This window comes from Peribacillus sp. FW305-BF15, from assembly GCF_058783805.1.
In genome coordinates this window covers 34,043-55,003 of record NZ_JBYSYV010000026.1, presented here as the reverse complement: position 1 = coordinate 55,003, position 20,961 = coordinate 34,043, and the positions used below count along the sequence as shown (strand labels likewise).

The window sequence follows — 20,961 nt, the reverse complement described above, 5'->3', positions numbered from 1 at the left end:
CAGTTTAATAATATAAGAATTTTTTTACCTTGGAAAATAGGTTGGATTTAGCCTTTTTTATTCAAGATGGTTTTTTTGATAGGCGATTTGTAATGGTATCTTCTTGTGGTGAAGTTTGCCGGATATAAAAGGCCAGTATGAATGCAACTATGGTCAAACCTGTTGCTATCATGAATGCATCATCCACTCCCATTACGCTGCCTTGTTTAATGGCCGTCGCCATTTGTGATGTATTATCCGGTGATATGTTCCTTTGAGATAAGATTTCCTGAACATGTTTCGTTCCTTGGTTTGTCATGATGGACACAAAGAATGCCATGCCAACGGCACCCGCCACCATTCTCAATGTATTGACCATCGCTGTGCCATATTTATTTAGGCTAAGTGCCAATTCATTTAATCCGGCTGTGAAGATAGGCATCATCAGGATCGACATTCCGAACATTCTAATGGTATATACCCACACCACATAAGAATAGGACGTATCTGTTTGAAGCCGCGTTAAAAGATAGGTTGTAATGATAGTGATGGCAAGTCCGCTCACCGCAAGCCATCTCGCACCAAATCGATCAAACAGCTTACCTGTGATAGGAGACATGATCCCCATTAAAATCCCGCCAGGCAATAGCATGAGACCGGATTCCATCGGAGTGAACCCACGGATATTCTGCATATAGATCGGCATGATGATCATTCCAGAGAACATACCCATGGTTGCGATGATGTTGATGATTGTCGTTAAAGTGAACATCCGATACCGAAAAATTCTAAATTCCAAAATAGGATGAGATACAGTAAATTGCCTCCAGACAAATACAACTAAACTGATTCCTCCAACAAGGAACATCGTCAGTACTTCGGGACTGCCCCATCCCTTGGTACCGCCAGTAGCAAATCCATATAGAACCCCGCCGAATCCGATAGTGGATAGAATGACACCCAGTTTATCGAGTTTAGGCCGGCTGGTTTTCCCTACTTTTTTAATGATGAAAATGGCAAAGATGAAGTCAAGCAGGGCAAATGGGAAAATGATAAAAAACAGAACCCGCCAAGAATAGTTTTGGATAATCCATCCTGATAGCGTAGGTCCTACAGCTGGGGCAAAGTTCATCGCGATACCAAATATGCCCATTGCGAAACCGCGTCTGTTAGGCGGAAATAAAGTGAAAATCACATTTGTGATCAACGGGAACAAAATCCCCGCACCTGCAGCTTGAACCACACGTCCGATCAATAAGACGGAGAAGCTGGGGGCAATTCCGCATAAAAAAGTTCCTAAGGCGAAGAGTCCCATCGAAGCTAGATATAATTGTCTTGTATTGAATCGTTCCATTAAGAAAGCGGTAATCGGGATGACAATCCCATTGACCAATAAGAAGATAGTAGTAAGCCAATTCGCTGTTGCAGCTGATATGTCAAAATGAGTCATTAATTGAGGCAATGCGATATTAATTAAAGTCTGATTTAAGAAAGCTACTAGAGCACCAGCCAGCATCACCGCAAACATGGGACCTGTACGGATTTTTGTGATGGCTGTTTTGTCATGATTCATTATTATGGCACGTCCTTTCCGTTAGGATAGTACAAATTGTACTGCCTGCTATTTTTAAAAGTTTTAGAAACTAATTCGACTCACGAAGTATTAGTGTAAACCCACCTATATTTTCCGATAAAAATACAGCATTTAAGGAGATTCACCTCAATTACGGCTTTTTTGAGGTGTTTATTCTTTATTAACCACTCACTTGACAATATTTCAGGATACATTATCTCTTGGAAATCCCCAGGTTAACATCCATTCTACAGGTATATCATATTACAAACAATAATCACTCATATAATACTTACAATGTACCAGAGAAATTTGTGCACAGGTATAAATACTTTAACATTCTACCATTCGTATTCATTAAAAAATAGTTAATTAATGTTGAATAATAAAATCACGACTTTTCCGTATTTTGCGAATAATTATTTTTTTAAATATTCGAAATAATCATTGCAATCAATGTATTGGTTAATTATAATACAAAACATAACAAATAAAAAATTATTTTGAGGGGGTGAAAGAATTGAATATTGCAGGGATGAATATAACTTTTAGGCATTTCCCTTTTCATTATTTTTTGGATTGCATGGACAACCTTGGGATTAATAGCATTGAGTTATGGGGTGGGGAGCCGCATTTGTATGTTTATCGAAACATATTAGGAAATATAAGGAGTTTGAGAAGGGAAATTAAGTCTAGAAATATGAAAATCATTTGTTATACTCCAGAACAATGTATCTATCCATATAACATTGCATCATCGGATGCTCATTGGCGAAAAAAAAGCATGGAATATTTTATGGAAAATCTTTATGCCGCTCTGGAGTTAGACACAAACATGATGCTTATCACTTCTGGAATAGGGGACTTTTCTGTCTCACAAGAGGAATCATGGAAATATGCAAGTGACTCAATCTTTCAATTGACCAAAGTAGCTGAGATGGAAGGTTTGATTCTTGTTTTAGAGCCATTGACAAAGCATGAATCCAATCTGGTAATCGACTCAAAAGGGCTAAAGAAAATGTTAGGGGAAATCCAATCTACTTCATTAAAAGGAATGATAGATACGGTTTCCATGCATCTGGCAGGTGAAACACCTGATGAGTACTATTCCTTCCTTCCCGAATTAGGCCATTTTCACCTAATGGACGGAGATGGTCAATCAGATGCACATTTGGCACTGGATGATGGGGTTTTAAATTGGAGGGGATATTTAACAAGCCTTCAAAGCCATCGTTACAAAGGAAGTTGTACTTTAGAGATTATGGGATCAAATTATTATCAAAATCCAAGCGATGCAATCAAGAAATCAATTGAAAAAATTAGGGAATTGGGAATTTAATCATCTAATTTGGAGGAACTCTTTATGAGTAATGGCACACTTACACGAAAACTGGGTTTTTGGTCTGCTCTGGCTATTGCTGTTGGAACTACAATAGGGTCGGGTATTTTTGTCTCATCCGGTGATGTTGCAAAGGCTGCGGGTACTCCTTCCATTTCCATTCTAGCCTGGATAATAGGCGGGGTGATTGCCATTCCGCAAGTAATGGTGCTGGCGGAGTTATCGACCGCATACCCCCAAAATGGAAGCGGTTACGTTTATTTAAATAAAGCTGGGTGGAGGCCTCTGGCATTTTTATATGGATGGGCCACTTTCTGGGCGTTGGATCCTCCATCCATATCGATTATGGCTTTAGCCCTCGTTTCTTATTTAGCAACCTTTTTCCCATTTTTCTCTGGGGTCGCCGGGAAATTATTGGGTATTGCAATCATCCTGCTCATCACATCGATTCATTATCGAAGTGTGAAGGAAGGAGGTCTTTTCCAAGTCATTATCACGGCTATCAAGATCATTCCTTTCCTGATTGTCATTGTCTTGGGAATTATGTACATGAATCCTGATAACTTTGCTTATACACCAGGACCTGGTGCCCAAAAGTCAAGTTTAATAGGTGGTGTATCCGCAACCACATGGGCATATACGGGAATGGCTGCGATTTGTTTCATGGCTGGGGAGTTCAAAAATCCAGGGAAAATACTTCCGCGAGCCCTTATTAGTTCGGTATTCATCGTGTTGGCTTTATATACGCTATTAGCCGTTTGTGTCATCGGTTTGATGCCGTTTGATGAATTAATCAACTCCAATGCGGCTGTTTCTGAAGCTGTAAAATATATTCCGGGATTATCTGATATTGCATCATCATTCGTGGCCATTACCGCGATCATTGTTATCTTGGGTTCGCTGAGTTCTTGCATAATGTTTCAGCCCCGCCTTGAGTACGCAATGGCAAAGGACGGACTATTCTTTCAACGTTTTGCAAGAGTTCATCCTAAATATGAAACTCCAAGTTTCTCTATCATCGTTCAGGTTACGTATGCATGTATACTTGTGTGCTTCAGTAATTTAACAGTATTACTTGGCTATTTCACACTGATTCAATTGGTAATTAACATCCTGGACTTTGCCGCTGTTTATAAATGCCGTAAAAGGGATGATTATAATCCAATCTATCGTATGCCAATGTGGAGGTTAACGACGGTTTTAGCTATTCTTGGAGCATCATGGCTGGCCTGGGGAACATTTACTTGGGCGCCTATTCAAGGAGTGATTGCAGCGTTGATCGTTATCGTAACAGGTCTGCCGGTATACTATTATTGGGAAAGGAAATATGGATCAAAGAAAAATAACGACAGCGATATCGTGGCTTAGCAGAATGATAAGGGAAGTTAAGACTTCTTTTGATAAACCAAAAAAATTTTAAAATAAAACGATTGTGCAAATTATTATGTTTAGATATAATACAAGACATAACAAATAAACAAGGATAAGGGAGGAAGCTGTTAATGCTAAAGTTTGATGAGGAGTTATTTCTAAATCTTGTAGAAAAAGAGGGCCTTGCTTTTAGAGGCCAGATTGAAGAAATCGTAGATGGAATCACAAAAAGGGGCTACAGCAATATTTTCCTTATCGGTGCTGGCGGCACCATAGCCATGATGTATCCATATGAATACATTTTAAAATCAAATTCTACCATCGATGTCCATGCAGAAATTGCTGCTGAGTTCATGGTGATGAATCATAAGCATTTCAGCAAAGATTCAGTCTGCATTTTTACATCTGTATCCGGGACTACTCAAGAAACAGTTGCAGCGGCTGAATATTGTAAAGAAAAAGGCGCCACTACAATCGCTTTAGTTGCAGAGCCAAATACTCCGTTAACACAAATTGCGGATTACTGTATAACGACCGGTTCTGAAACGCACTCTTTTGATACTTTCTTTATGCTTTTGTACATGGTCGTCTTCCGTTTCATGCATAACAACGATGAATTCCCGCAATATGAACAATTCACGAAGGAGGTCTCTCTACTTCCGCGAGCAATTCTAGATGCCGTTAAATCTTTTGACAAAAAAGCAGAGGAATTCGCCATTACACATAAAGACACGGATTACCACATGATGGTCGGTTCTGGTAACCTATGGGGAAACACTTATTCATATGCCATGTGCATTTTAGAGGAAATGCAATGGATCCAAGCGAAATCCATCCACGCTGCAGAGTTTTTCCATGGTACGCTTGAACTTGTTGTTGAAGATACAAGTGTTATTTTATTAAAAGGGGAAGATGAAACTAGACCGCTGATGGACCGTGTAGAGAGATTTGTAGAAAAAATCTCAAAAAATATAACGGTTATTGATACCAAAAGCTTTGAAATGGAAGGTATCAGCGAAGAATTCAGAAAGCACTTTTCAGTTAGCATCAACTGGTCAGTATTAAGTCGAATCAGCGTATACCTTGAGCGTGAGAGAAATCATCCATTAACACTTAGAAGATACTATCGCCAAATGGAATATTAAGATAAGTGGAGCACTACTTAGTAGTGCTCTTAAGTTTAAAGAAAGCGGGGGAAAATGATGAGAACGGTTACAGTCGGAGATAACTGTATGGATGTTTATCAAAAGAGCGGGGAGGTCTATCCTGGCGGTAATCCTTTAAATGTGGCTGTCTATTTAAGAGGGTTAGGTGCTGAATCTGCTTATATCGGCTGGGTGGGCTCCGATCAATACAGTGAAAAAATGGTTAAAGCGATACAGGAAAAAGGTGTTGATATTTCTCATCTTTCGCGGAAAGAAGGAAAAACAGCTGTTACCTTTGTTGAAATGGTAGGAAATGACCGCAGGTTTGGAGAATACGATGAAGGTGTCATGAAACATTTCCGCTTAACGACGGAAGAACTCCATTACATTCAAACATACCAGCTCATACATTCAGGGATTTGGGGACATGCGGATAAGTACTATTCCTTATTTAAAGAAAATGGAATGCTCACGTCTTTTGATTTCTCAGATCAGCTAGATCACGATCTCGTGAAGACTTTACCGCAGTTTGTTGATTATCCATTTTTCTCTTATACGAAGGATGATGCTTTTATCCGCCAATTTTTAAAAGATGTAAAAAATCAAGGATCTAAAATTGCGGTCGCCACTTTAGGAGAAAATGGTTCACTTGCCTATGACGGCATTCAATTTTATCAATGCGGTGCCGTTAAAGCGAATGTGGTGGATACAATGGGTGCGGGGGATTCCTTCATTTCCGGTTTTATTTATGGATTATTGAAAGGCCAATCTATCGAAAATTGCTTAGAATTGGGTACAGAGTCTGCTGCGAAAACCATTAGCTATTTCGGTGCGTGGTGACTGGGACTGTAAATCATGTATAATAGGTAGTAAATAATAAATTTTTGACGGATAAGGATGAATCTAATATGAATTTAAATCCTTCAACCCCCCAGCCACTATATATGCAAATAAGGCAAATGTTGAAGAATGATATTCAGAACGGTAAATACAAACCAGATGAACAAATCCCAACCGAAGCAGACCTTTGTGAAACTTATAACGTCAGCCGCATCACCATTCGAAAAGCAATCGAGGAATTGGTGAAGGAAGGAACACTGACACGTATTCCGCGCAGGGGTACCTTTGTTGCATCTAATAAGTTTCATAATGAGTTGTTATCCATAAGTGGATTCTCAGAGTTTAGTCATCAGCTTGGGAAGATACCGAATTCCCGGATTTTAAGAAGTGAGGTCATAGACGCACCAAAAGATGTTGCAGGTCATCTCCTCATTGAAGAAGGAAGCCCCGTTCTCGAACTGGAGCGACTCATGTATGTAGATGAGCGTCCGCTTTTCTACGATACCGCTCATTATTCGTTACTTCGTTTTCCGGATTTGGAAAAGAAGATTGCAAGGGATGAATCAACTTATAAGATCCTATTGGAAGATTACCATACCGAAATAGTCAGTAACGATAAAATTATAGACGTGATTGGTGCTACAAAAATCCATGCTAAATATTTAGAATGCGATATTGGCGCAAATTTATTTAGAATAGTGAAGATTGCTTTCGATGCAAACGACCAGCCTGTGCACCTCTCAACGTTCATGTGTGAAACCAACAAGGTCAATCTGACTGTTCATCGGGCAAAATAGGTCATGCCATTAATTTGGCATGACCTATTTAAACATCTAGTTTTGATTTTCCTCCTCCAAACTTTCTTCTTTGATCATCGCATTTAAAATATCCTTACAATTAAAACATAAGATATTCTTGTTATCTAAAAGAATACCGTTCAGAAAACCAGCCGTACAATACACATCATGTGCACAGCGAACACAAGAGCCAACTAGTTCATCCATCGATACATCCCCCTATTCAGGAAATGGTATATAGTTTGGTGTTCTATTTTGTATAAAGGTAAAGGCCAAAATCTTGCATAACGGAAGTGTGCCCCATTTGCCGTAACATGGTAGCTATATTGCCACGATGATATGATCCGTGAGTGACAACGTGTAATACCGATTCGGAAATGGTAGTTTCAAGCGACCCAGCATATGGGTTATCCACAACCATTACCTTTTCCATATCCTCTGTACTCAGAAGTGCTTTGTTTCTTTCGTACAAGTCTATAAATATTTTTTTCATTTCCTCAATACTTTTCTTTTCCACCTCTTTTTTTAATTCACTAGAAGATGCCATTGCTTCATCCATACTTATACCAGAGATAATATCAAACCACGTGTAATCTGTCAGATAAATGTGAGACAACACTTTTGATACCGACGAAAAACCACTCTGAATTTCCTTATGGTAAATGTGTTCTGGAAGTTCATTTAACCGATCGATGATGACTCCATTTGCCCATGCGTGATAGTTATACATTTCTAATACTGGCTCGGGGTGATTCATTAAAAAACCTCCATATACACTAGTTTTTTCGTATTGGACAATTTATGCAGTAAGAACAAAGTATTCAGGTTTATTCAATACAGCATATTCATTAATATGCTGTTCTATAATTTATATAACAATTCCTCCTTATGATTCTTCGGGTATATGTGCTCCTCAAATGTAATATATATATAAATAAGAGGTTTTGAGATAATACGAGCTACGAACATTCGGGTTATAAATGAATAGATAGTGGAGCATCACATATAGGCTTTTTTTCTTGCAGGAAAATAGCACCCAATATCGAACTGATAGTAAAGGAGATGGTAATATGAATCTGAGGATCAAATATAGGCTTTATATCCATGTAGACGGAAAACTTATTCCAGAACAGTATGACCGATACGAGATACTAAACGTCAGAGAAGGTATAGATCCCAATGATACTAAGGATTACCAAGAGCTTATTAAAAAATTGAGTAAGTCGATTAATCGGCCTTTAAATGAATTTGAAATAAAAAACTATGAAACAATGTAATTGCATCCCCTCTGAAGGGAAACGATTATTTCGTTTTCGAATTTATTCTCCTTCATTACAACGAAATTCTTAACGTTTATAAGTGTAATTAGAGAACCGTTTATAACCTGTAGCTTGCTAAATGATCCTCCTCCTTATAATAAAAAATGTAAAAATATAAGGGGAGAGGAGATTTATGATCATGCACATATTTATTAGGTGAAAAATAGGTATAAATAATAAAGCCAAAACCTTTGTCTTCATTGCAGAACCTCCGTGATTTTTCAATTTTTCTAACCTTTATCAGTTTCTGCGCGCCGTCGGAAGAGTCTTTAAAACGGATTACCTGGGTCTATAACTAGAATCTTATAAAAGTTTATTAAAATCCATTTTTCATTATTTAATGATAAATGGATTTTTTGATTTTTTTTTGGAAATACGAACAAAATGATTTTTGAATCTAACAAAAAGTACATACTAATGCCGATGTTGCCAAAGGATTAGTTTGTTTTGACCAGTGACGAATCTCTTAAGGCATAATAAAAAATCACTCGAAAATTAGAAGATGTACCTTTAGCGTATATGCCTGGGAATGCAACCCGTATTCGTGTGAAAGCTGCTGGTGATTTAGCCCAGTCTGAAATGAATGAACTGGTTTAGTCTAGGCAGGGGGGAAGGAGCTTTTCATTGAGCGGAGGAAGCATCCCTTTAGTTAGATAAGTGGAAAAAGCCACGCTCTGGTTAATTGAAATTTCTTCTTCTCTGAAATTTTTATAATAAAAGGTAAAAAAGTGCTTCAATGGGAGAATGGGTGAATTAATTGTATGTTACATTCATTCTAAGAAGGTAATAGATTGTTTGTTTCATGAATGAAAAGGTGTGAGCATTTGGATTTAATTGTCAGTTTAGTAGTGTGCGCTATAATTGGGGGAATGGATGAGGTATAAAACCCCGTCTACTCTTGCTGAATAGAATCATGTTTAGAAAACAACCTCAACACCTCAGGTTTTAATACTTCTATTTTAAAACAAAAATGACTCTAGGCAAAAGTGTTCTGTTCTATCTAAAAGGTAAGACAAAGTTGATTGGAGCGGGTGTTCGAGACTCTTGCGGGAAAACCGCGTCTAGGGAAGACCCCGCAGGCGAAAGCCGAGGTGGCTCCCCGATCTCCCGCGGAAAGCGAGTGCCCTACGTTCCAATAAACGTCCAAATTATACAAGTCATAAAAATAGACAAACTCAATTTTCATCGAGTTTGTCTACAGTATGAGCCCCTCTCCATTAAGAGGGGCTTTATCTTATTCTATAGTGAATTTTTGGCTATCTAAACTTTCACTGATTCAGTATATACTTACGATGTTTCATCCTGCCGTGCATTTTTTTGTAATAGATCACGGATTTCCTTTAAATATTGCTCGGATGCCGGTACCGCTTCCAATACCTCTTCCTCTTTAGCTTGTTTTTTTCTAATAAGAGAATTCGCTACCTTCATAAACATGAAAATCGCAAATGAAATGATCAAGAAATCAATCACAGCTTGGACAAATATACCGTATTTAAGAACTGCGTTTCCAACTTTAATGGTTAACGAAGAAACATTGATCCCCCCTAATATAATTCCAACTAGCGGTGTGATAATATTTTCGACTAGTGATGAAACGATCTTCCCAAAAGCAGCACCCATTACTACAGCTATCGCAAGATCGAGAACGTTTCCTTTGGTAATAAACTCCCTGAATTCCTTTATCATCGTAACTACACCTTTCTTTTGTCAATTGATAAAAGCATATCAGAAACATGGTGAAAATTGAATAGTGTAAGAGGCATCCTTAATACCAAAGATAGGACCATCCAACCTTTTAATCATTTGAATCCGTTAATATAATGCCAATCACGACACTCCGATCAAAGGAGATAAAACGTTGGGAGGGCAGAATGGGAACGACTATGGCGTCATTTTTCAATGTCACGCAAGGCCGTTTTTACCAACTTGAGGAAGGGGGTGAATATAAATGTATTCGTTTGGCGATAATTATATTATTGTACTACCCCCTAAGTGGTACTCCTCCATTGTTAAAAGCCCTTCTCTTAATTGAGAAGGGTTTTTTGTTTTGGGATTTGTTAAATGGTTTTTGTTAATAGGGGGTATTTGGACTGAACTTAGATCGAATTGGATTTTTTATACTTCTTTCCAACCAACAATATCAGAGGAGAACCTATAATGCTTGGAAGAAACCAAAAAATTAATGGGTTCCATTCATTCAAGATAGTTATATTGGATACATTTACTACAAGAATTGCTGTACAAATAGCGATATAGGAACCGAGCATCCCGCTAATATGAGAGGCAATCCAGTTTTTCCATTTCTTCTTACCAGCTACATAGCCTATAAATGCGAAAGAATATGAAAATATTCCAATGAAAAATAAATATGCGCTGCTTTCCCAATTCAATATTGCCATAGTCAGGGATGAGACAAAGACTACAACATATGCACTGTGATAAATTTCACCGCAAATTGTATGCATACCTCTTTTTTTCTTTGAAGACATAGCACCTATTCCACTAATAAGACATATTGCTCCAGCACAAATGTGAATGAACAGAATGGTCTTAAAGATAAGCAACCTTCCCTTCGTTAAATAATCTTTATCAAAATGTAACAAATTAAATATCTATTTTATTATAATACAAATATTTACCAAAAATATGAATGTTAATTTTCAAAGAAGAAATCAATTTGGTTAGGGCGGATGAGTTTCCATACAATGAAGCATCCTTTGCAAAACGGTCAGGCGCTGCATTTGTTGCGGAAAATCGTCAGTGAATCTGGTTTTTATGTGTTAATTTCTATATTTGGAATAAAGGGTCAGTGCGGTACACAAAAGGGAATTGTATCGTCCTTTTTAGGGAAAAAGGAGGATTTTACGTTTCATTTGGAGAATATTTTGACAAATGGGGGTGGAATAATTGCGACAACATATTGAACAGGATTTATCTAAAGAGGATATTTTTAGGATGATTGTTAAGCACCTTGATGTATTTCCGTTGACTAGTATAGAGGCTATCAGAGAAGTGATCAGAAGTTCTTTAAATCAAAGAGGCTTGATAGGGGGGATAACCAAACAAACAGGAGCCGCTGCATATAACCGAAAAATATCAGACCAGGATATCCAATTAATAAATGAGTGTATTTGTGACCTCTTAAATAGCCGCGTTATCCAACCTGGTATTAATGAAGTCAATCAGGATTTACCATGGATTTCTGTTTCTGATAAAGAGAAACTTGAAACATTGGTGAACTCCCAATCTTAACCTTTTACATATCAAAGCCCTTCTCTATATCGAGAAGGGCCAATTTTATTTGAATATATTAATCCATAATAGCAATTTTATAAAAACCTCTAATTAATTGTATGTTTCACCTGTAAGGTGGGATTCAAACATATCGATAATTTCAAGGAACCGTTCGGCCTCACGGAAAACGTGATCAGCCAGAAGTGGATGGATAATGCTCTTGATTTTGCATTCTTCGATTAAATCCCTGGCCGTTTTCTTAAAGTCTCGAAGTGATACGACGGAAACACGGTTCTGATCTAGAAATTGATCCAAAAGAGGGGCGGTTTGTGATTGCGGTTTCATGGACTCTAAGTCAACAGCTTGAAAGACTAATTGATCAAAATCATTACTGAAGTTTCGCGCCATATCCACCAGCTTTCTTTCCGATGGATCAAGGAGATGTCCGATGAATTTTGCATGATCCGCCATGATTCTTAAAAAGAAAACATTTTCTTTGATGATCGCATCTGCAAGAGGTTTCAATTTACCCTCATTTAATTCTTTTAATCGTTTTCTAAAATAATTGGCTTCCCTGCTTGTATGGTCAACTAATAGCGGGAAATTGTTCGCACCAGGCAATTTACACGTTAGTATTAATCCCAATACTTTTCTTTTAAATAAAAATATGCCTGTAGCAGCTTGCTGCACCTCCGTGTTAAATCTCCTGATCTGTTCGGGATCAGCTTGATTTGTTAATGAATGGGATTGCTGTTCTATCCGTTCAAACAAATGATAAAATTGATTAGCTTCCTCAATTAACTGTGTATCTTCACATCTAAAACCCAGTCTTAGAAATAACGAGTGTTCCTTCATTATTCTTGACCAAAAACGAATCTCATCTAAAGAGCGTGCAACAAACATTCCCGAGTTATTCCTCATATTGGCTTCCTGTGTGTTCTCACTCATAACTAATGCCCCCTTTTAACAAATCCATCATTAAAAGCATATTAACGAGGGGGCATTATTATTCTGTTCGAATTGCAAATCCTATCATTACCGATATCCTTTTAACATCTCAAACCAATGAGTCCTTTTGTTTTCTCTTGTAGGAAAAATACCGTGATTCATCCATGTTCTTGAAGAAAAGTAAGAGAGTATAAAGGAGGGGAAATGGATTTCGAACTGTGGGGTGTACAAAAAATCCTGGACGATTTGAGTGTCTTATCTAAAGGCTGTTTTCCCATACTTTGTTGCAATATACCAGGTAGTGAGTTGTGGTTGATTTCCCCTCCAGATGCTCGCTTTCCTTGGTGCGGGCGGTGAGCCTCCTCGGCGTAAACGCCTGTGGGGTCTCACCTGTCCCGCTGCTCCCGCAGGAGTTTCGCACTTCCGCTCCAATCAACCTTAAATAGTTTCGTTTAAAAACAACAATCATTACGAAAAGAGCCTATCTAAAAAACCCTTAGACTTAAATCATTCTAAGGGTTTCTACATTTAATTTATCAGTTTCAATAAGTTTCAATAAGTTTCAATAAGTTACAGTTGGTAGTCATTTGTCAGCAAGTTCATTTATTTTTTTCGTAAGCTCATTAAATTTTTGGTCGAGTTCTGTGTACGCTTTATCGTTTGGAGTCATAAAGCTAAGCTTTCCTAAAACTTCTTGTCTTTCTGTTTCAAGCGTTAATCGCAGTTCTTCCAGATCATCTCTTTTTAAGGGTGATTCATACAATTGCTTTTGTATCCGATTATTTGAAATGACGAGTTTGCTGCTTGTCGTTTTTTCGAGAAAATATCGATCATGCGAAACGACGAGTAGCGTTCCGGTGTACTGTGCTAAAGTATCCTCAAGTTGTTCCCGTGAAGCTAAGTCCAGGTGATTTGTCGGTTCATCCAAAATGAGCACATCTTTTTCCTCTAATATATATTCCATTAACTTACATTTCACTCGCTCACCCATACTCATATTCTTAATGGGTTCTGTCCAATGAGATACCGTGAAGCCTAAATGCTTCATTAAAGTTTGAACGTGCCCTCTAGATTCGAAAGTTTCTTTATGAAATAGCTGGGCGGGTGTTAGTTCAAGTGGCAAATCAAACACTTCCTGCGTCAAATAGCCTATTTTTGCAGATGGTGAAATCCATACATCGCCCGCATAAGTTTCATGTCCAAGGATTATTTTTAATAATGTCGTCTTTCCGCTGCCATTGGGACCTATTATGGAAACCTTCTCACCATGTTGAATCGTGAAATTGACGTTTTTAAATAGTGTTCGACCGTTAAAAGACTTAGTTAAATTCTTAACTTCCAAAAAACGTTTTCCCATCTTGTTTTTTGCATTAATTGAAAAGCGTACAGTGTATTCTGGTTCAACAGGTTCAGTTTTTGCTTTTTCAAGCTCTTTTTCAAGACGCTTTTGTTTAGACTTTACCTGTGCATCCATGCGCTTTGCTTTTACGCGATAGTATTCCTTAATTCCTTCCTTTTTGGTCGATTGGGAATGGGCTTTTTTTGACCAAGAAGTGATTTCTTTCATTTGTCCCTCAATCCGTTCAACCATTTTTTGCTGTTTTTCATATTCACGTTGTTGTGTAAGTCTTTTCTGTTTGCGAACCTCCATATAACTGGAATAATTCCCTCTGTGCTCAATTAGCTTTTTATCTTCAATCGACCAAATTTTCGTTGCTACAGCATCCAAAAAATAACGATCGTGCGAAACAAAAATGATGGTACCTCCATAATTTTTAATTTGTCCTTTGAGGAATTCTAAACTTTCCTCATCAAGGTGGTTCGTCGGTTCATCTAATAGTAAAAGGTCAGCATCTTTAGAAAGTCCTTTTGCTAACCGGGCTTTCAGTTTTTCTCCCCCGCTTAATTGTCGGAAGTCATGGCTTGGTACATGCATTTTATCAAGTAATTTAACTTCTGAAGGCGTCTTATCTTCTGAAGAATGGGACTCGACTTCTTGTTCAACCATAAAAACGTTCACGTCTTGCTGCAGCCATTGGATTTGTCCATGTGCAGGCTCTAAATCATTATTGATTAATTGCAACAACGTAGATTTTCCGGCACCATTTTTACCAATGATGCCGATGATCTCGCCTTGTTGACCTGTAGCATTAACTTTTTCAAAAATGTTCTGGTCCAATACTTCATAACTAATATTGGCTAATTTTAAAAGTTCTTTCATATAATCCATCCCTCTCTTTAAGGGAGAATAAAAAAATCCTCCCAGTTCATATGGAAGGATTAGTCGTACCTGTGCATTATCAAATAAGAGCTATTTTCACGATAGCTCTATTATTTATAGAAAATGGGCAGACTAATCCTATTTTGTATGATTTGAAATATGCGATTTCAAATTTTAAAAATAAGATTAGTTAATCATCGGCCACCCATCATCCCTTCTGATATTAATAAAATCAGTATAGCATAAAATAATCTTTGAAAACAAAAGGAAACTGCATAATACTAGCTTTCAATCTAAATTTAAGGCTGTTTTCACATACTTTATTGCTATTTACCAGGTAGTGAGTTGTGGTTGATTTCCCCTCCAGATGCTCGCTTTCCTTGGTGCGGGCGGTGAGCCTCCTTCGGCGTAAACGCCTGGTCTCACCTGTCCCGCTGCTCCCGCAGGAGTCTCGCACTTCCGCTCCAATCAACCTTAAATAGTTTCGTTTTAAAAACAACAATCTTTACGAAAAGAGCCAAATTTAAAGATTTAAAATTGTTTTAACCCAATCAAATATCTTATTATAAGGTGGGCAGTGGGCAACCAGCCTGCAGTTTTCACTATATGATGTTTTTTTAAGGGATATGTTAAAATCATAAAACATTTACCCCCATAGGGTTATTTCCTTAAGGAGGACTTTAATATGGAATATATCAAGGGAATCGATGTTTCACATTGGCAAGGTGCTATAAATTGGGGGGAAGTTGCAAAGGCAGGCGTGAAGTTCGTTTTCATTAAAGCAACAGAGGGAACGAGTTATTCTAAGCTATCCTATTTCAAAGAAAATGCACCACTAGCATTGGCAGCGGGATTGAAAGTCGGGGCCTATCATTATGCAAAGTTTGCAACTGTTGCAGAAGCAAAGGCTGAGGCAGCTTATTTTTTAGATTCAATCAGCTCGTTTGCTTTAAATTACCCTGTTGTTCTTGATCTTGAGGAAAATAAAAAAAAGGCAAATAAAAAAACGCTGACCGATGCCGCAATCGCTTTTTTAGCAGCCATAGAAAAAGCTGGATACACGGCTATGCTGTATACTGGTAAATACTTTCTCGAAAATGATTTAGATGAATCAAGGTTGAAGAATTACGCTTTTTGGATTGCCAGATACAACAGGACGTTGGGACGCAGCACGGACATTTGGCAGCATTCTGATTCAGGTAAGGTAAGTGGGATCAGCACAAAGGTAGATTTGAATATAGCCTATAGGGATTTTACAAATAGCATAAATACTGTTAGGACTGACGAACCACGTGCATTGAAAACTGAAACAATCTCAACTTATACTGTAAAAAAAGGCGACACACTTAGCTTCATTGCAAAAAAACATAAAACAACCGTAAAATCGCTTGTCAGTCTAAATGGAATTAAAAACCCAGACAAAATTTATATCGGCCAAAAATTAAGGTTGAAATGAGTAAAGGAATTTTTAATACGAGGGGTATGGGTTCTTTCAAAAGGTCAAAACAAGTAGGGGGAGCGGGTGTGCGAGACTCCTGCGGGAAAAGCGAGTCCAGGGGGAGACCCCAAAGGCGCAAAGGCGCCGAGGAGGCTTCCCGGAACGCCCGCGGAAAGCGAATGCCTGGAGAGTAGATCAACGTACAATTTGTAAAAATCCTTAATTTACTGTAGACAAACTGGCTCTTCTTATTAAGGAGGAGCTTATTTTAATGGATATTATATTTCTTTAAGTTCGTCTATTGCTACGTCTGATCTTTCCTCTAATGGGCCTCTTAGATGTACTGTAGCTGTTCTTCCATCTTCATTTAAATTATCAATCCAAACTGAAGTGCCATTATATCTAACCTCAATGTCAGATGAAGACGAAAGAATCTGCTTTACACGCTTAGCATCCATATAAATCCCTCCCTGTTAATTAGTCTTCCTATTATTTAGGGAAATCCTTGATTTTATTCATTTGATTAATGTTGCAACTAAATCATATAAGGAACAGTGATGTTTACCTTTCCATTTGATCCGCCGTAGCTCTTTTTTTAATTAAGCTTGTATGAAAATATGGGGATTATTAACAACTGGAATGTTGGAAGATATAAATCCTAACTTTTCCTAATTGGAATGAAGTCTAAGCATAAAAGAATATTATAGAGCTGACGGATGCTTTACTTTAAATAGGGAGTAAGCTAATTGAGGATTGAATAAGGAAGAAGAGAAGATGGGACAATATTGGAGGAGAAAGTGTTGTTGGGTTTGAAGTCATATACGCATTCTTTTACATGCTTTTAGGGGGGTATCATGGAACTATCGTTATTATTGGAATATGGCTGGGTGTTAATTATTCTAATTTTTTTAGAAGGTTTATTATCTGCTGATAATGCATTGGTTTTAGCCATAATGTCAAAGCATTTACCAAAAGAACAGCAAAAAAAAGCGATTAATATTGGGTTGCTTTTGGCTTTTATATTTAGGATTGGTGCAATCTTCATCATTTCGTACCTTTTCCATGTTTGGCAAGTTCAAGCCATTGGGGCTGCATATCTGATTTTCATCTCATTAAAGCATTTATTAAAAAGGGATCAGGGAGAAAAAGAAAAAAAAGGGAAAAGCTACCGGATGACCGTTGCGCAAATTGCATTGGCTGATATTGCTTTTGCTATTGATTCCATTTTAGCTGCAGTCGCTCTAGTCATTGCCTTGCCAGATACGCCAATGGGGGAAATAGGAGGAATGGATGGGGCAAAATTCATTGTTATTTTATTAGGGGCCATTGCAGGTTTAATCGTCATCCGGTTTGCGGCAGGATACTTCGTTAAGGTACTGACGGAGCGGCCTAGCCTCGAAACGGCAGCCATGTTAATCGTTGGTTGGGTAGGGGTTAAGTTATTAATGCATACCCTTGCACATCCAGCCGTGCACATTATCTCTCACGATTTTGTTGAAGGACCGGTTTGGAATATAATCTTTTGGTCAGTCATGCTTCTTATCGCTATAGGCGGATGGTTTTTATCTGGAAAAACAGTGAAAAAAAAGTGAAGGTAAATTAAGTATATATTCTTTTGTAATAAATGAAAATTTTAAAAAGATCGAAAAAGATTTTTCGGTCTTTTTTTGGTTCTTAATAGATTCGGTAAATAATTTACTTCAATAGGCCTAACCGAAAACCATAAACGACTGCCTGTGTACGGTTCTTGGCTTTAAACTTTGTCATTAAACTGCTTACATAATCTCTAACGGTGTGCTCGCTTAATTGCAGCAATTCGGCCATTTTTTTATTGTTATAACCCTCAGCCAGCAAATTTAAAATCATGGCTTCCCGTTCGGTCAATTGTATGTCGGTACCAATTGATACCTCATCATCCTTTCTTGATAAATATAAACCGAGCCGTTTTCCGACTTGTTCAAGTAAAGTCATTTCATCCATTGAATAATCGAATTCCTCTCCTAATTGATCAAAGGTCAGCCAGCCGAACACTTGCTGGTCATGAACAATCGGTACAAAAATGACAGATGAAAGATTAAATAGCTGTATATGTTCCTCTTTAATGTAAATATGGGGATTCTTTATAAATACCGGCTTTTTTGAATTGAATACCATGGATTGCTTGGAGCTGATGTGTCCCCTCATACTCTGAACTTTTAACAGCTCGGATCCAATGGTGCCGTGAAATTGATTGGACCAAGGAATATAAGCATAAAAAACACATCTTTTATAGTTAAAGAACTCCTCACATTTTTTTAGGATAAAAGCAAAATCCTTAAATCCTGTTGAGATAATTAAAAGTTCATCCAATTGGTCCAGTAGCTGCAGTCTTTTAAGTTCTGTATGCTCTTGTTTGGTTTTGTGGTGTTGCTCCGGTTCGTCGCCTGTCCACTTGTTATAGCTATGGATGAGATGAGAGAAAATGGATAATAAGAACATAAGAATAGAAAGGGTTTGGGCATGTTTCAGGTTTACCAATGAGGTAACGATTGACTTTTCAAAGATCAATCGGAACATGCTGAAATGTTTATCATTTAAAAGGGGTAAATATGATTGTAGCCATGTATCCATGTGCTCTTCGTATGTGTCTTTTACGTCCTCGATATTTGGAGCGGATAAAAATAGTAAAAATGATTCCAGTAATGTTTGTATCATCTTACGTTCAGGTTCTAATATGAAGGGTTCTAGATTCAAATGAATATTGATATTTTCTTCAATCCGTTTGTTATGACTTTTAATGAATAATATGAATTGCTGAAATGTTATTTCTTCATATGCATGAAAGTGATGAGCCATGTGAATTCCTTCTCCTAAAAACAAAATTCCCTATAAAAAGGGGGAACTAACCCTATTATTATACATCACTTTATAGGATAGTAATTCAAATTGTAAGGAGTAAAATAAATGTATGAACACAGAATGAAGCTATTTGATGGCCATTTTATTTCAACATTGTCATCAGCTTTTTGTTTGTATAAGAATGATCGTCAAGGGAGAACCTCTAGGGATGGAGATTTCTGGTGCTCAAGGGATCTGTAGGAAATAGGAAAAGGAGATCTGGTAATATGATGAGACTTGAAAACAAAGTGCAATTATTACAGGCGGGGGTACAGGAATAGGGAAAGAAACAGCTTTGTTATTTGCTAGGGAGGAGCAAAAATCGTCATCACTGACATCAACCAGGAATCCGGTGATCAAGCTGTGAAAGACATTCAGGCAATCGGCGGTGGGGCCCTATTCATCCGTCATGATGTCAGCAATGAAGAAGATTGGAAAAGGGTTGCAAAGGAAACGATCGAAACTTTTGATAAGGTGGATGTTCTGTTCAACAATGCGGGTATTTATATCATTAAACCGGTTGCGGAGATTGAACTGGAGGAATGGAATCGCCTCATGTCGATAAACGTGACAGGTGTATTCTTGGGAATGAAACACATTATGCCACTGATGGCGAAACAAAATAAAGGTTCGGTCATAAACGCTTCCTCCATTGCAGGCTTGATTGGCTCCCCTGGTCATGTACTATACGGTGCAAGCAAGGGAGCGGTCCGGACAATGACTAAAGATGCTGCCACCCGAGTATGCTTCAAAAGGGGTACGTGTGAACTCGATTCATCCAGGATATATCCATACCGGGATGGTGGACTATGCTTCTGAACAAACGGTCAGTTCAAAAGATGAATGGGGTAAAGAGCTCCCGTTGGGACATCTGGGCAGCGTCAATCATGTGGCGAATACAGTGCTTTTCATTGCCTCGGACGAATCTTCCTATACGACGGGTACTGAATTTGTGATAGACGGCGGAGCGACTGCTCGCTAAAACCTGACTTTCTAGCGGGTAGTAGTAACTAAAACTAAGGAGTGTTTAGATATGAGATTAGAAAATAAAGTGGCAATCGTAACAGGGGGAGCAAGCGGGATTGGAGCAAGTACGGCTCAATTATTTGCAGAAGAAGGAGCAAAGGTGGTCATTGCCGATTTTGCTGATCATGGACAAGCGGTGTCAGAAGAGTTAAATGGAAAAGGGTATGATACTCTTTTTGTTAAAACTGACGTGACGAATGAAAATGACGTAAAGAATATGATCGAAGAGACGGTTAACAAATATGGAAAACTGGATATCATGTTTGCAAACGCAGGAATTGCCAAAGACGGAAACATCCATGAGTTAAGCTATGAACAATGGCAAAAAACGATTGATATTAATTTATCCGGTGTCTTCCTATCCGATAAATATGCGATAGAGCAAATGCAAAAACAATCTACTGGCGGCGCCATTGTCAATACAGGCTCCATCCATAGCCATGCAGGGAAACCGGGGGTAACAGCCTATTCTGCTGCTAAAGGCGGGGTCAAACTATTAACACAAACATTAGGTGCGACTTATGCGAAAGATGGCATTCGTGTCAATGCAGTTTGCCCTGGATATATTGATACTCCACTTATTGCCGAAGCACAAGGTGAAATAAGACAAGGTTTGATCGATTTACATCCAATCGGCCGTTTAGGCAGAGCGGAAGAAGTGGCCAAAGCCGTTCTCTTCCTTGCAAGTGACGATGCATCATTTGTTACTGGCACTAGCCTAATTGTCGACGGCGGTTATACGGCAGTATAAAACCGTGTAAGGGTTAATAGCTGGTTCTATCAATCAGGAAAATCGTTAGATGTGATAATTGCATGTGAAATGGAGCTTCTTCCGTAAGATGAGTGGTGTTAGA

General features: G+C 38.1%; 20 protein-coding genes and 1 pseudogene. 12 read left to right on the top strand and 9 right to left on the bottom strand.

All coding sequences use genetic code 11. From position 1 onward, the window contains the following. Positions 1–61: 61 nt before the first annotated feature. Positions 62–1,552 carry a DHA2 family efflux MFS transporter permease subunit gene (locus tag AC3WLU_RS22200; protein WP_413001992.1) on the bottom strand — a complete coding sequence of 497 codons (1,491 nt, stop codon included), beginning with the start codon at positions 1,550–1,552 and terminating at the stop codon, positions 62–64. Positions 1,553–2,072: 520 nt separating this feature from the next. Between AC3WLU_RS22200 and AC3WLU_RS22195 the strand changes: the two genes are divergently transcribed. The 5 genes from AC3WLU_RS22195 (at position 2,073) to AC3WLU_RS22175 (ending at position 7,044) form a co-directional block, all read left to right on the top strand. Next, positions 2,073–2,891, top strand: a complete 819-nt coding sequence (locus AC3WLU_RS22195; protein ID WP_492597949.1) for a TIM barrel protein — start codon at positions 2,073–2,075, stop codon at positions 2,889–2,891. Between the two features lie 24 nt (positions 2,892–2,915). Beyond that, the gene (locus tag AC3WLU_RS22190; protein ID WP_413001996.1) at positions 2,916–4,259 is read left to right on the top strand and encodes an amino acid permease; all 1,344 of its coding nucleotides are present in this window, start codon (positions 2,916–2,918) and stop codon (positions 4,257–4,259) included. A 134-nt stretch (positions 4,260–4,393) separates the two neighbouring features. Next, positions 4,394–5,407, top strand: coding sequence for an SIS domain-containing protein (locus AC3WLU_RS22185; RefSeq protein ID WP_053534516.1), 1,014 nt, complete (start codon positions 4,394–4,396; stop codon positions 5,405–5,407). A gap of 57 nt (positions 5,408–5,464) precedes the next feature. Next, positions 5,465–6,247, top strand: a complete 783-nt coding sequence (gene frlD / locus AC3WLU_RS22180) for a fructoselysine 6-kinase (protein WP_187049151.1) — start codon at positions 5,465–5,467, stop codon at positions 6,245–6,247. A gap of 68 nt (positions 6,248–6,315) precedes the next feature. After that, a complete protein-coding gene (locus tag AC3WLU_RS22175) occupies positions 6,316–7,044 on the top strand; it encodes a GntR family transcriptional regulator (RefSeq protein WP_492597948.1) in 729 nt (242 codons plus the stop codon). Between the two features lie 36 nt (positions 7,045–7,080). Here the strand turns inward: AC3WLU_RS22175 and AC3WLU_RS22170 are convergent, their stop codons facing one another. Next, complete coding sequence (locus AC3WLU_RS22170; RefSeq protein WP_170946962.1) at positions 7,081–7,251, bottom strand: hypothetical protein; 171 nt, start codon at positions 7,249–7,251, stop codon at positions 7,081–7,083. Positions 7,252–7,294: 43 nt separating this feature from the next. Further along, positions 7,295–7,801: a DinB family protein gene (locus AC3WLU_RS22165; protein ID WP_214811805.1), complete on the bottom strand. Its 507-nt coding sequence runs from the start codon at positions 7,799–7,801 to the stop codon at positions 7,295–7,297. Between the two features lie 313 nt (positions 7,802–8,114). Here AC3WLU_RS22165 and AC3WLU_RS22160 point away from each other — a divergent pair, with 313 nt between their 5' ends. Beyond that, entirely contained in the window at positions 8,115–8,321 is a 207-nt protein-coding gene (locus tag AC3WLU_RS22160) for a hypothetical protein (protein WP_053534520.1), read from the top strand. Positions 8,322–9,650: 1,329 nt separating this feature from the next. On the opposite strand, the gene mscL is transcribed toward AC3WLU_RS22160, so the two are convergent. Next, the gene (gene mscL, locus AC3WLU_RS22155; protein WP_492597947.1) at positions 9,651–10,049 is read right to left on the bottom strand and encodes a large conductance mechanosensitive channel protein MscL; all 399 of its coding nucleotides are present in this window, start codon (positions 10,047–10,049) and stop codon (positions 9,651–9,653) included. A 185-nt stretch (positions 10,050–10,234) separates the two neighbouring features. Here mscL and AC3WLU_RS22150 point away from each other — a divergent pair, with 185 nt between their 5' ends. Next, complete coding sequence (locus AC3WLU_RS22150) at positions 10,235–10,438, top strand: hypothetical protein (RefSeq protein ID WP_492597946.1); 204 nt, start codon at positions 10,235–10,237, stop codon at positions 10,436–10,438. Positions 10,439–10,459: 21 nt separating this feature from the next. On the opposite strand, the gene AC3WLU_RS22145 is transcribed toward AC3WLU_RS22150, so the two are convergent. Beyond that, the gene (locus tag AC3WLU_RS22145) at positions 10,460–10,927 is read right to left on the bottom strand and encodes a DUF2306 domain-containing protein (RefSeq protein ID WP_492597945.1); all 468 of its coding nucleotides are present in this window, start codon (positions 10,925–10,927) and stop codon (positions 10,460–10,462) included. 343 nt (positions 10,928–11,270) lie between these two features. Between AC3WLU_RS22145 and AC3WLU_RS22140 the strand changes: the two genes are divergently transcribed. Continuing rightward, positions 11,271–11,615, top strand: a complete 345-nt coding sequence (locus AC3WLU_RS22140) for a hypothetical protein (RefSeq protein WP_057276208.1) — start codon at positions 11,271–11,273, stop codon at positions 11,613–11,615. Between the two features lie 93 nt (positions 11,616–11,708). On the opposite strand, the gene AC3WLU_RS22135 is transcribed toward AC3WLU_RS22140, so the two are convergent. Together AC3WLU_RS22135 and abc-f are read right to left on the bottom strand one after the other, a co-directional pair. After that, positions 11,709–12,545 (bottom strand): DUF2935 domain-containing protein, encoded by an 837-nt coding sequence (locus tag AC3WLU_RS22135; RefSeq protein ID WP_106028409.1) that lies wholly within the window; start codon positions 12,543–12,545, stop codon positions 11,709–11,711. A gap of 583 nt (positions 12,546–13,128) precedes the next feature. After that, positions 13,129–14,766 carry a ribosomal protection-like ABC-F family protein gene (abc-f, locus tag AC3WLU_RS22130; protein WP_413002005.1) on the bottom strand — a complete coding sequence of 546 codons (1,638 nt, stop codon included), beginning with the start codon at positions 14,764–14,766 and terminating at the stop codon, positions 13,129–13,131. 685 nt (positions 14,767–15,451) lie between these two features. Here abc-f and AC3WLU_RS22125 point away from each other — a divergent pair. Further along, positions 15,452–16,222, top strand: a complete 771-nt coding sequence (locus AC3WLU_RS22125) for a GH25 family lysozyme (protein ID WP_492597944.1) — start codon at positions 15,452–15,454, stop codon at positions 16,220–16,222. A gap of 260 nt (positions 16,223–16,482) precedes the next feature. Here AC3WLU_RS22125 and AC3WLU_RS22120 read toward each other — a convergent pair whose 3' ends face one another. After that, entirely contained in the window at positions 16,483–16,662 is a 180-nt protein-coding gene (locus tag AC3WLU_RS22120; protein ID WP_034313120.1) for an H-type small acid-soluble spore protein, read from the bottom strand. A gap of 396 nt (positions 16,663–17,058) precedes the next feature. Between AC3WLU_RS22120 and AC3WLU_RS22115 the strand changes: the two genes are divergently transcribed. Next, on the top strand, positions 17,059–17,796 hold the full coding sequence (locus AC3WLU_RS22115; protein WP_413002010.1) for a TerC family protein: 738 nt from the start codon (positions 17,059–17,061) through the stop codon (positions 17,794–17,796). 103 nt (positions 17,797–17,899) lie between these two features. On the opposite strand, the gene AC3WLU_RS22110 is transcribed toward AC3WLU_RS22115, so the two are convergent. Continuing rightward, complete coding sequence (locus AC3WLU_RS22110) at positions 17,900–19,039, bottom strand: LuxR C-terminal-related transcriptional regulator (protein ID WP_145505051.1); 1,140 nt, start codon at positions 19,037–19,039, stop codon at positions 17,900–17,902. A 272-nt stretch (positions 19,040–19,311) separates the two neighbouring features. Between AC3WLU_RS22110 and AC3WLU_RS22105 the strand changes: the two are divergent. Both AC3WLU_RS22105 and AC3WLU_RS22100 read left to right on the top strand, forming a co-directional pair. Continuing rightward, positions 19,312–20,063 (top strand): annotated as a pseudogene (locus AC3WLU_RS22105) (SDR family NAD(P)-dependent oxidoreductase). A gap of 51 nt (positions 20,064–20,114) precedes the next feature. Next, entirely contained in the window at positions 20,115–20,858 is a 744-nt protein-coding gene (locus AC3WLU_RS22100) for an SDR family NAD(P)-dependent oxidoreductase (protein WP_492597943.1), read from the top strand. Positions 20,859–20,961 lie beyond the last annotated feature (103 nt).

Excerpts from the sequence above, each read along its gene's own strand:
- AC3WLU_RS22150 (WP_492597946.1), top strand. The coding sequence starts at position 10,235 with ATGGGAACGACTATGGCGTCATTTTTCAATGTCACGCAAGGCCGTTTT.
- AC3WLU_RS22185 (WP_053534516.1), top strand. The coding sequence starts at position 4,394 with ATGCTAAAGTTTGATGAGGAGTTATTTCTAAATCTTGTAGAAAAAGAG.
- AC3WLU_RS22160 (WP_053534520.1), top strand. The coding sequence starts at position 8,115 with ATGAATCTGAGGATCAAATATAGGCTTTATATCCATGTAGACGGAAAA.
- frlD (WP_187049151.1), top strand. The coding sequence starts at position 5,465 with ATGAGAACGGTTACAGTCGGAGATAACTGTATGGATGTTTATCAAAAG.
- AC3WLU_RS22135 (WP_106028409.1), bottom strand. The coding sequence starts at position 12,545 with ATGAGTGAGAACACACAGGAAGCCAATATGAGGAATAACTCGGGAATG.
- AC3WLU_RS22120 (WP_034313120.1), bottom strand. The coding sequence starts at position 16,662 with ATGGATGCTAAGCGTGTAAAGCAGATTCTTTCGTCTTCATCTGACATT.
- AC3WLU_RS22175 (WP_492597948.1), top strand. The coding sequence starts at position 6,316 with ATGAATTTAAATCCTTCAACCCCCCAGCCACTATATATGCAAATAAGG.
- mscL (WP_492597947.1), bottom strand. The coding sequence starts at position 10,049 with ATGATAAAGGAATTCAGGGAGTTTATTACCAAAGGAAACGTTCTCGAT.
- abc-f (WP_413002005.1), bottom strand. The coding sequence starts at position 14,766 with ATGAAAGAACTTTTAAAATTAGCCAATATTAGTTATGAAGTATTGGAC.
- AC3WLU_RS22170 (WP_170946962.1), bottom strand. The coding sequence starts at position 7,251 with ATGGATGAACTAGTTGGCTCTTGTGTTCGCTGTGCACATGATGTGTAT.
- AC3WLU_RS22115 (WP_413002010.1), top strand. The coding sequence starts at position 17,059 with ATGGAACTATCGTTATTATTGGAATATGGCTGGGTGTTAATTATTCTA.
- AC3WLU_RS22190 (WP_413001996.1), top strand. The coding sequence starts at position 2,916 with ATGAGTAATGGCACACTTACACGAAAACTGGGTTTTTGGTCTGCTCTG.
- AC3WLU_RS22100 (WP_492597943.1), top strand. The coding sequence starts at position 20,115 with ATGAGATTAGAAAATAAAGTGGCAATCGTAACAGGGGGAGCAAGCGGG.
- AC3WLU_RS22125 (WP_492597944.1), top strand. The coding sequence starts at position 15,452 with ATGGAATATATCAAGGGAATCGATGTTTCACATTGGCAAGGTGCTATA.
- AC3WLU_RS22200 (WP_413001992.1), bottom strand. The coding sequence starts at position 1,552 with ATGAATCATGACAAAACAGCCATCACAAAAATCCGTACAGGTCCCATG.
- AC3WLU_RS22110 (WP_145505051.1), bottom strand. The coding sequence starts at position 19,039 with ATGGCTCATCACTTTCATGCATATGAAGAAATAACATTTCAGCAATTC.
- AC3WLU_RS22165 (WP_214811805.1), bottom strand. The coding sequence starts at position 7,801 with ATGAATCACCCCGAGCCAGTATTAGAAATGTATAACTATCACGCATGG.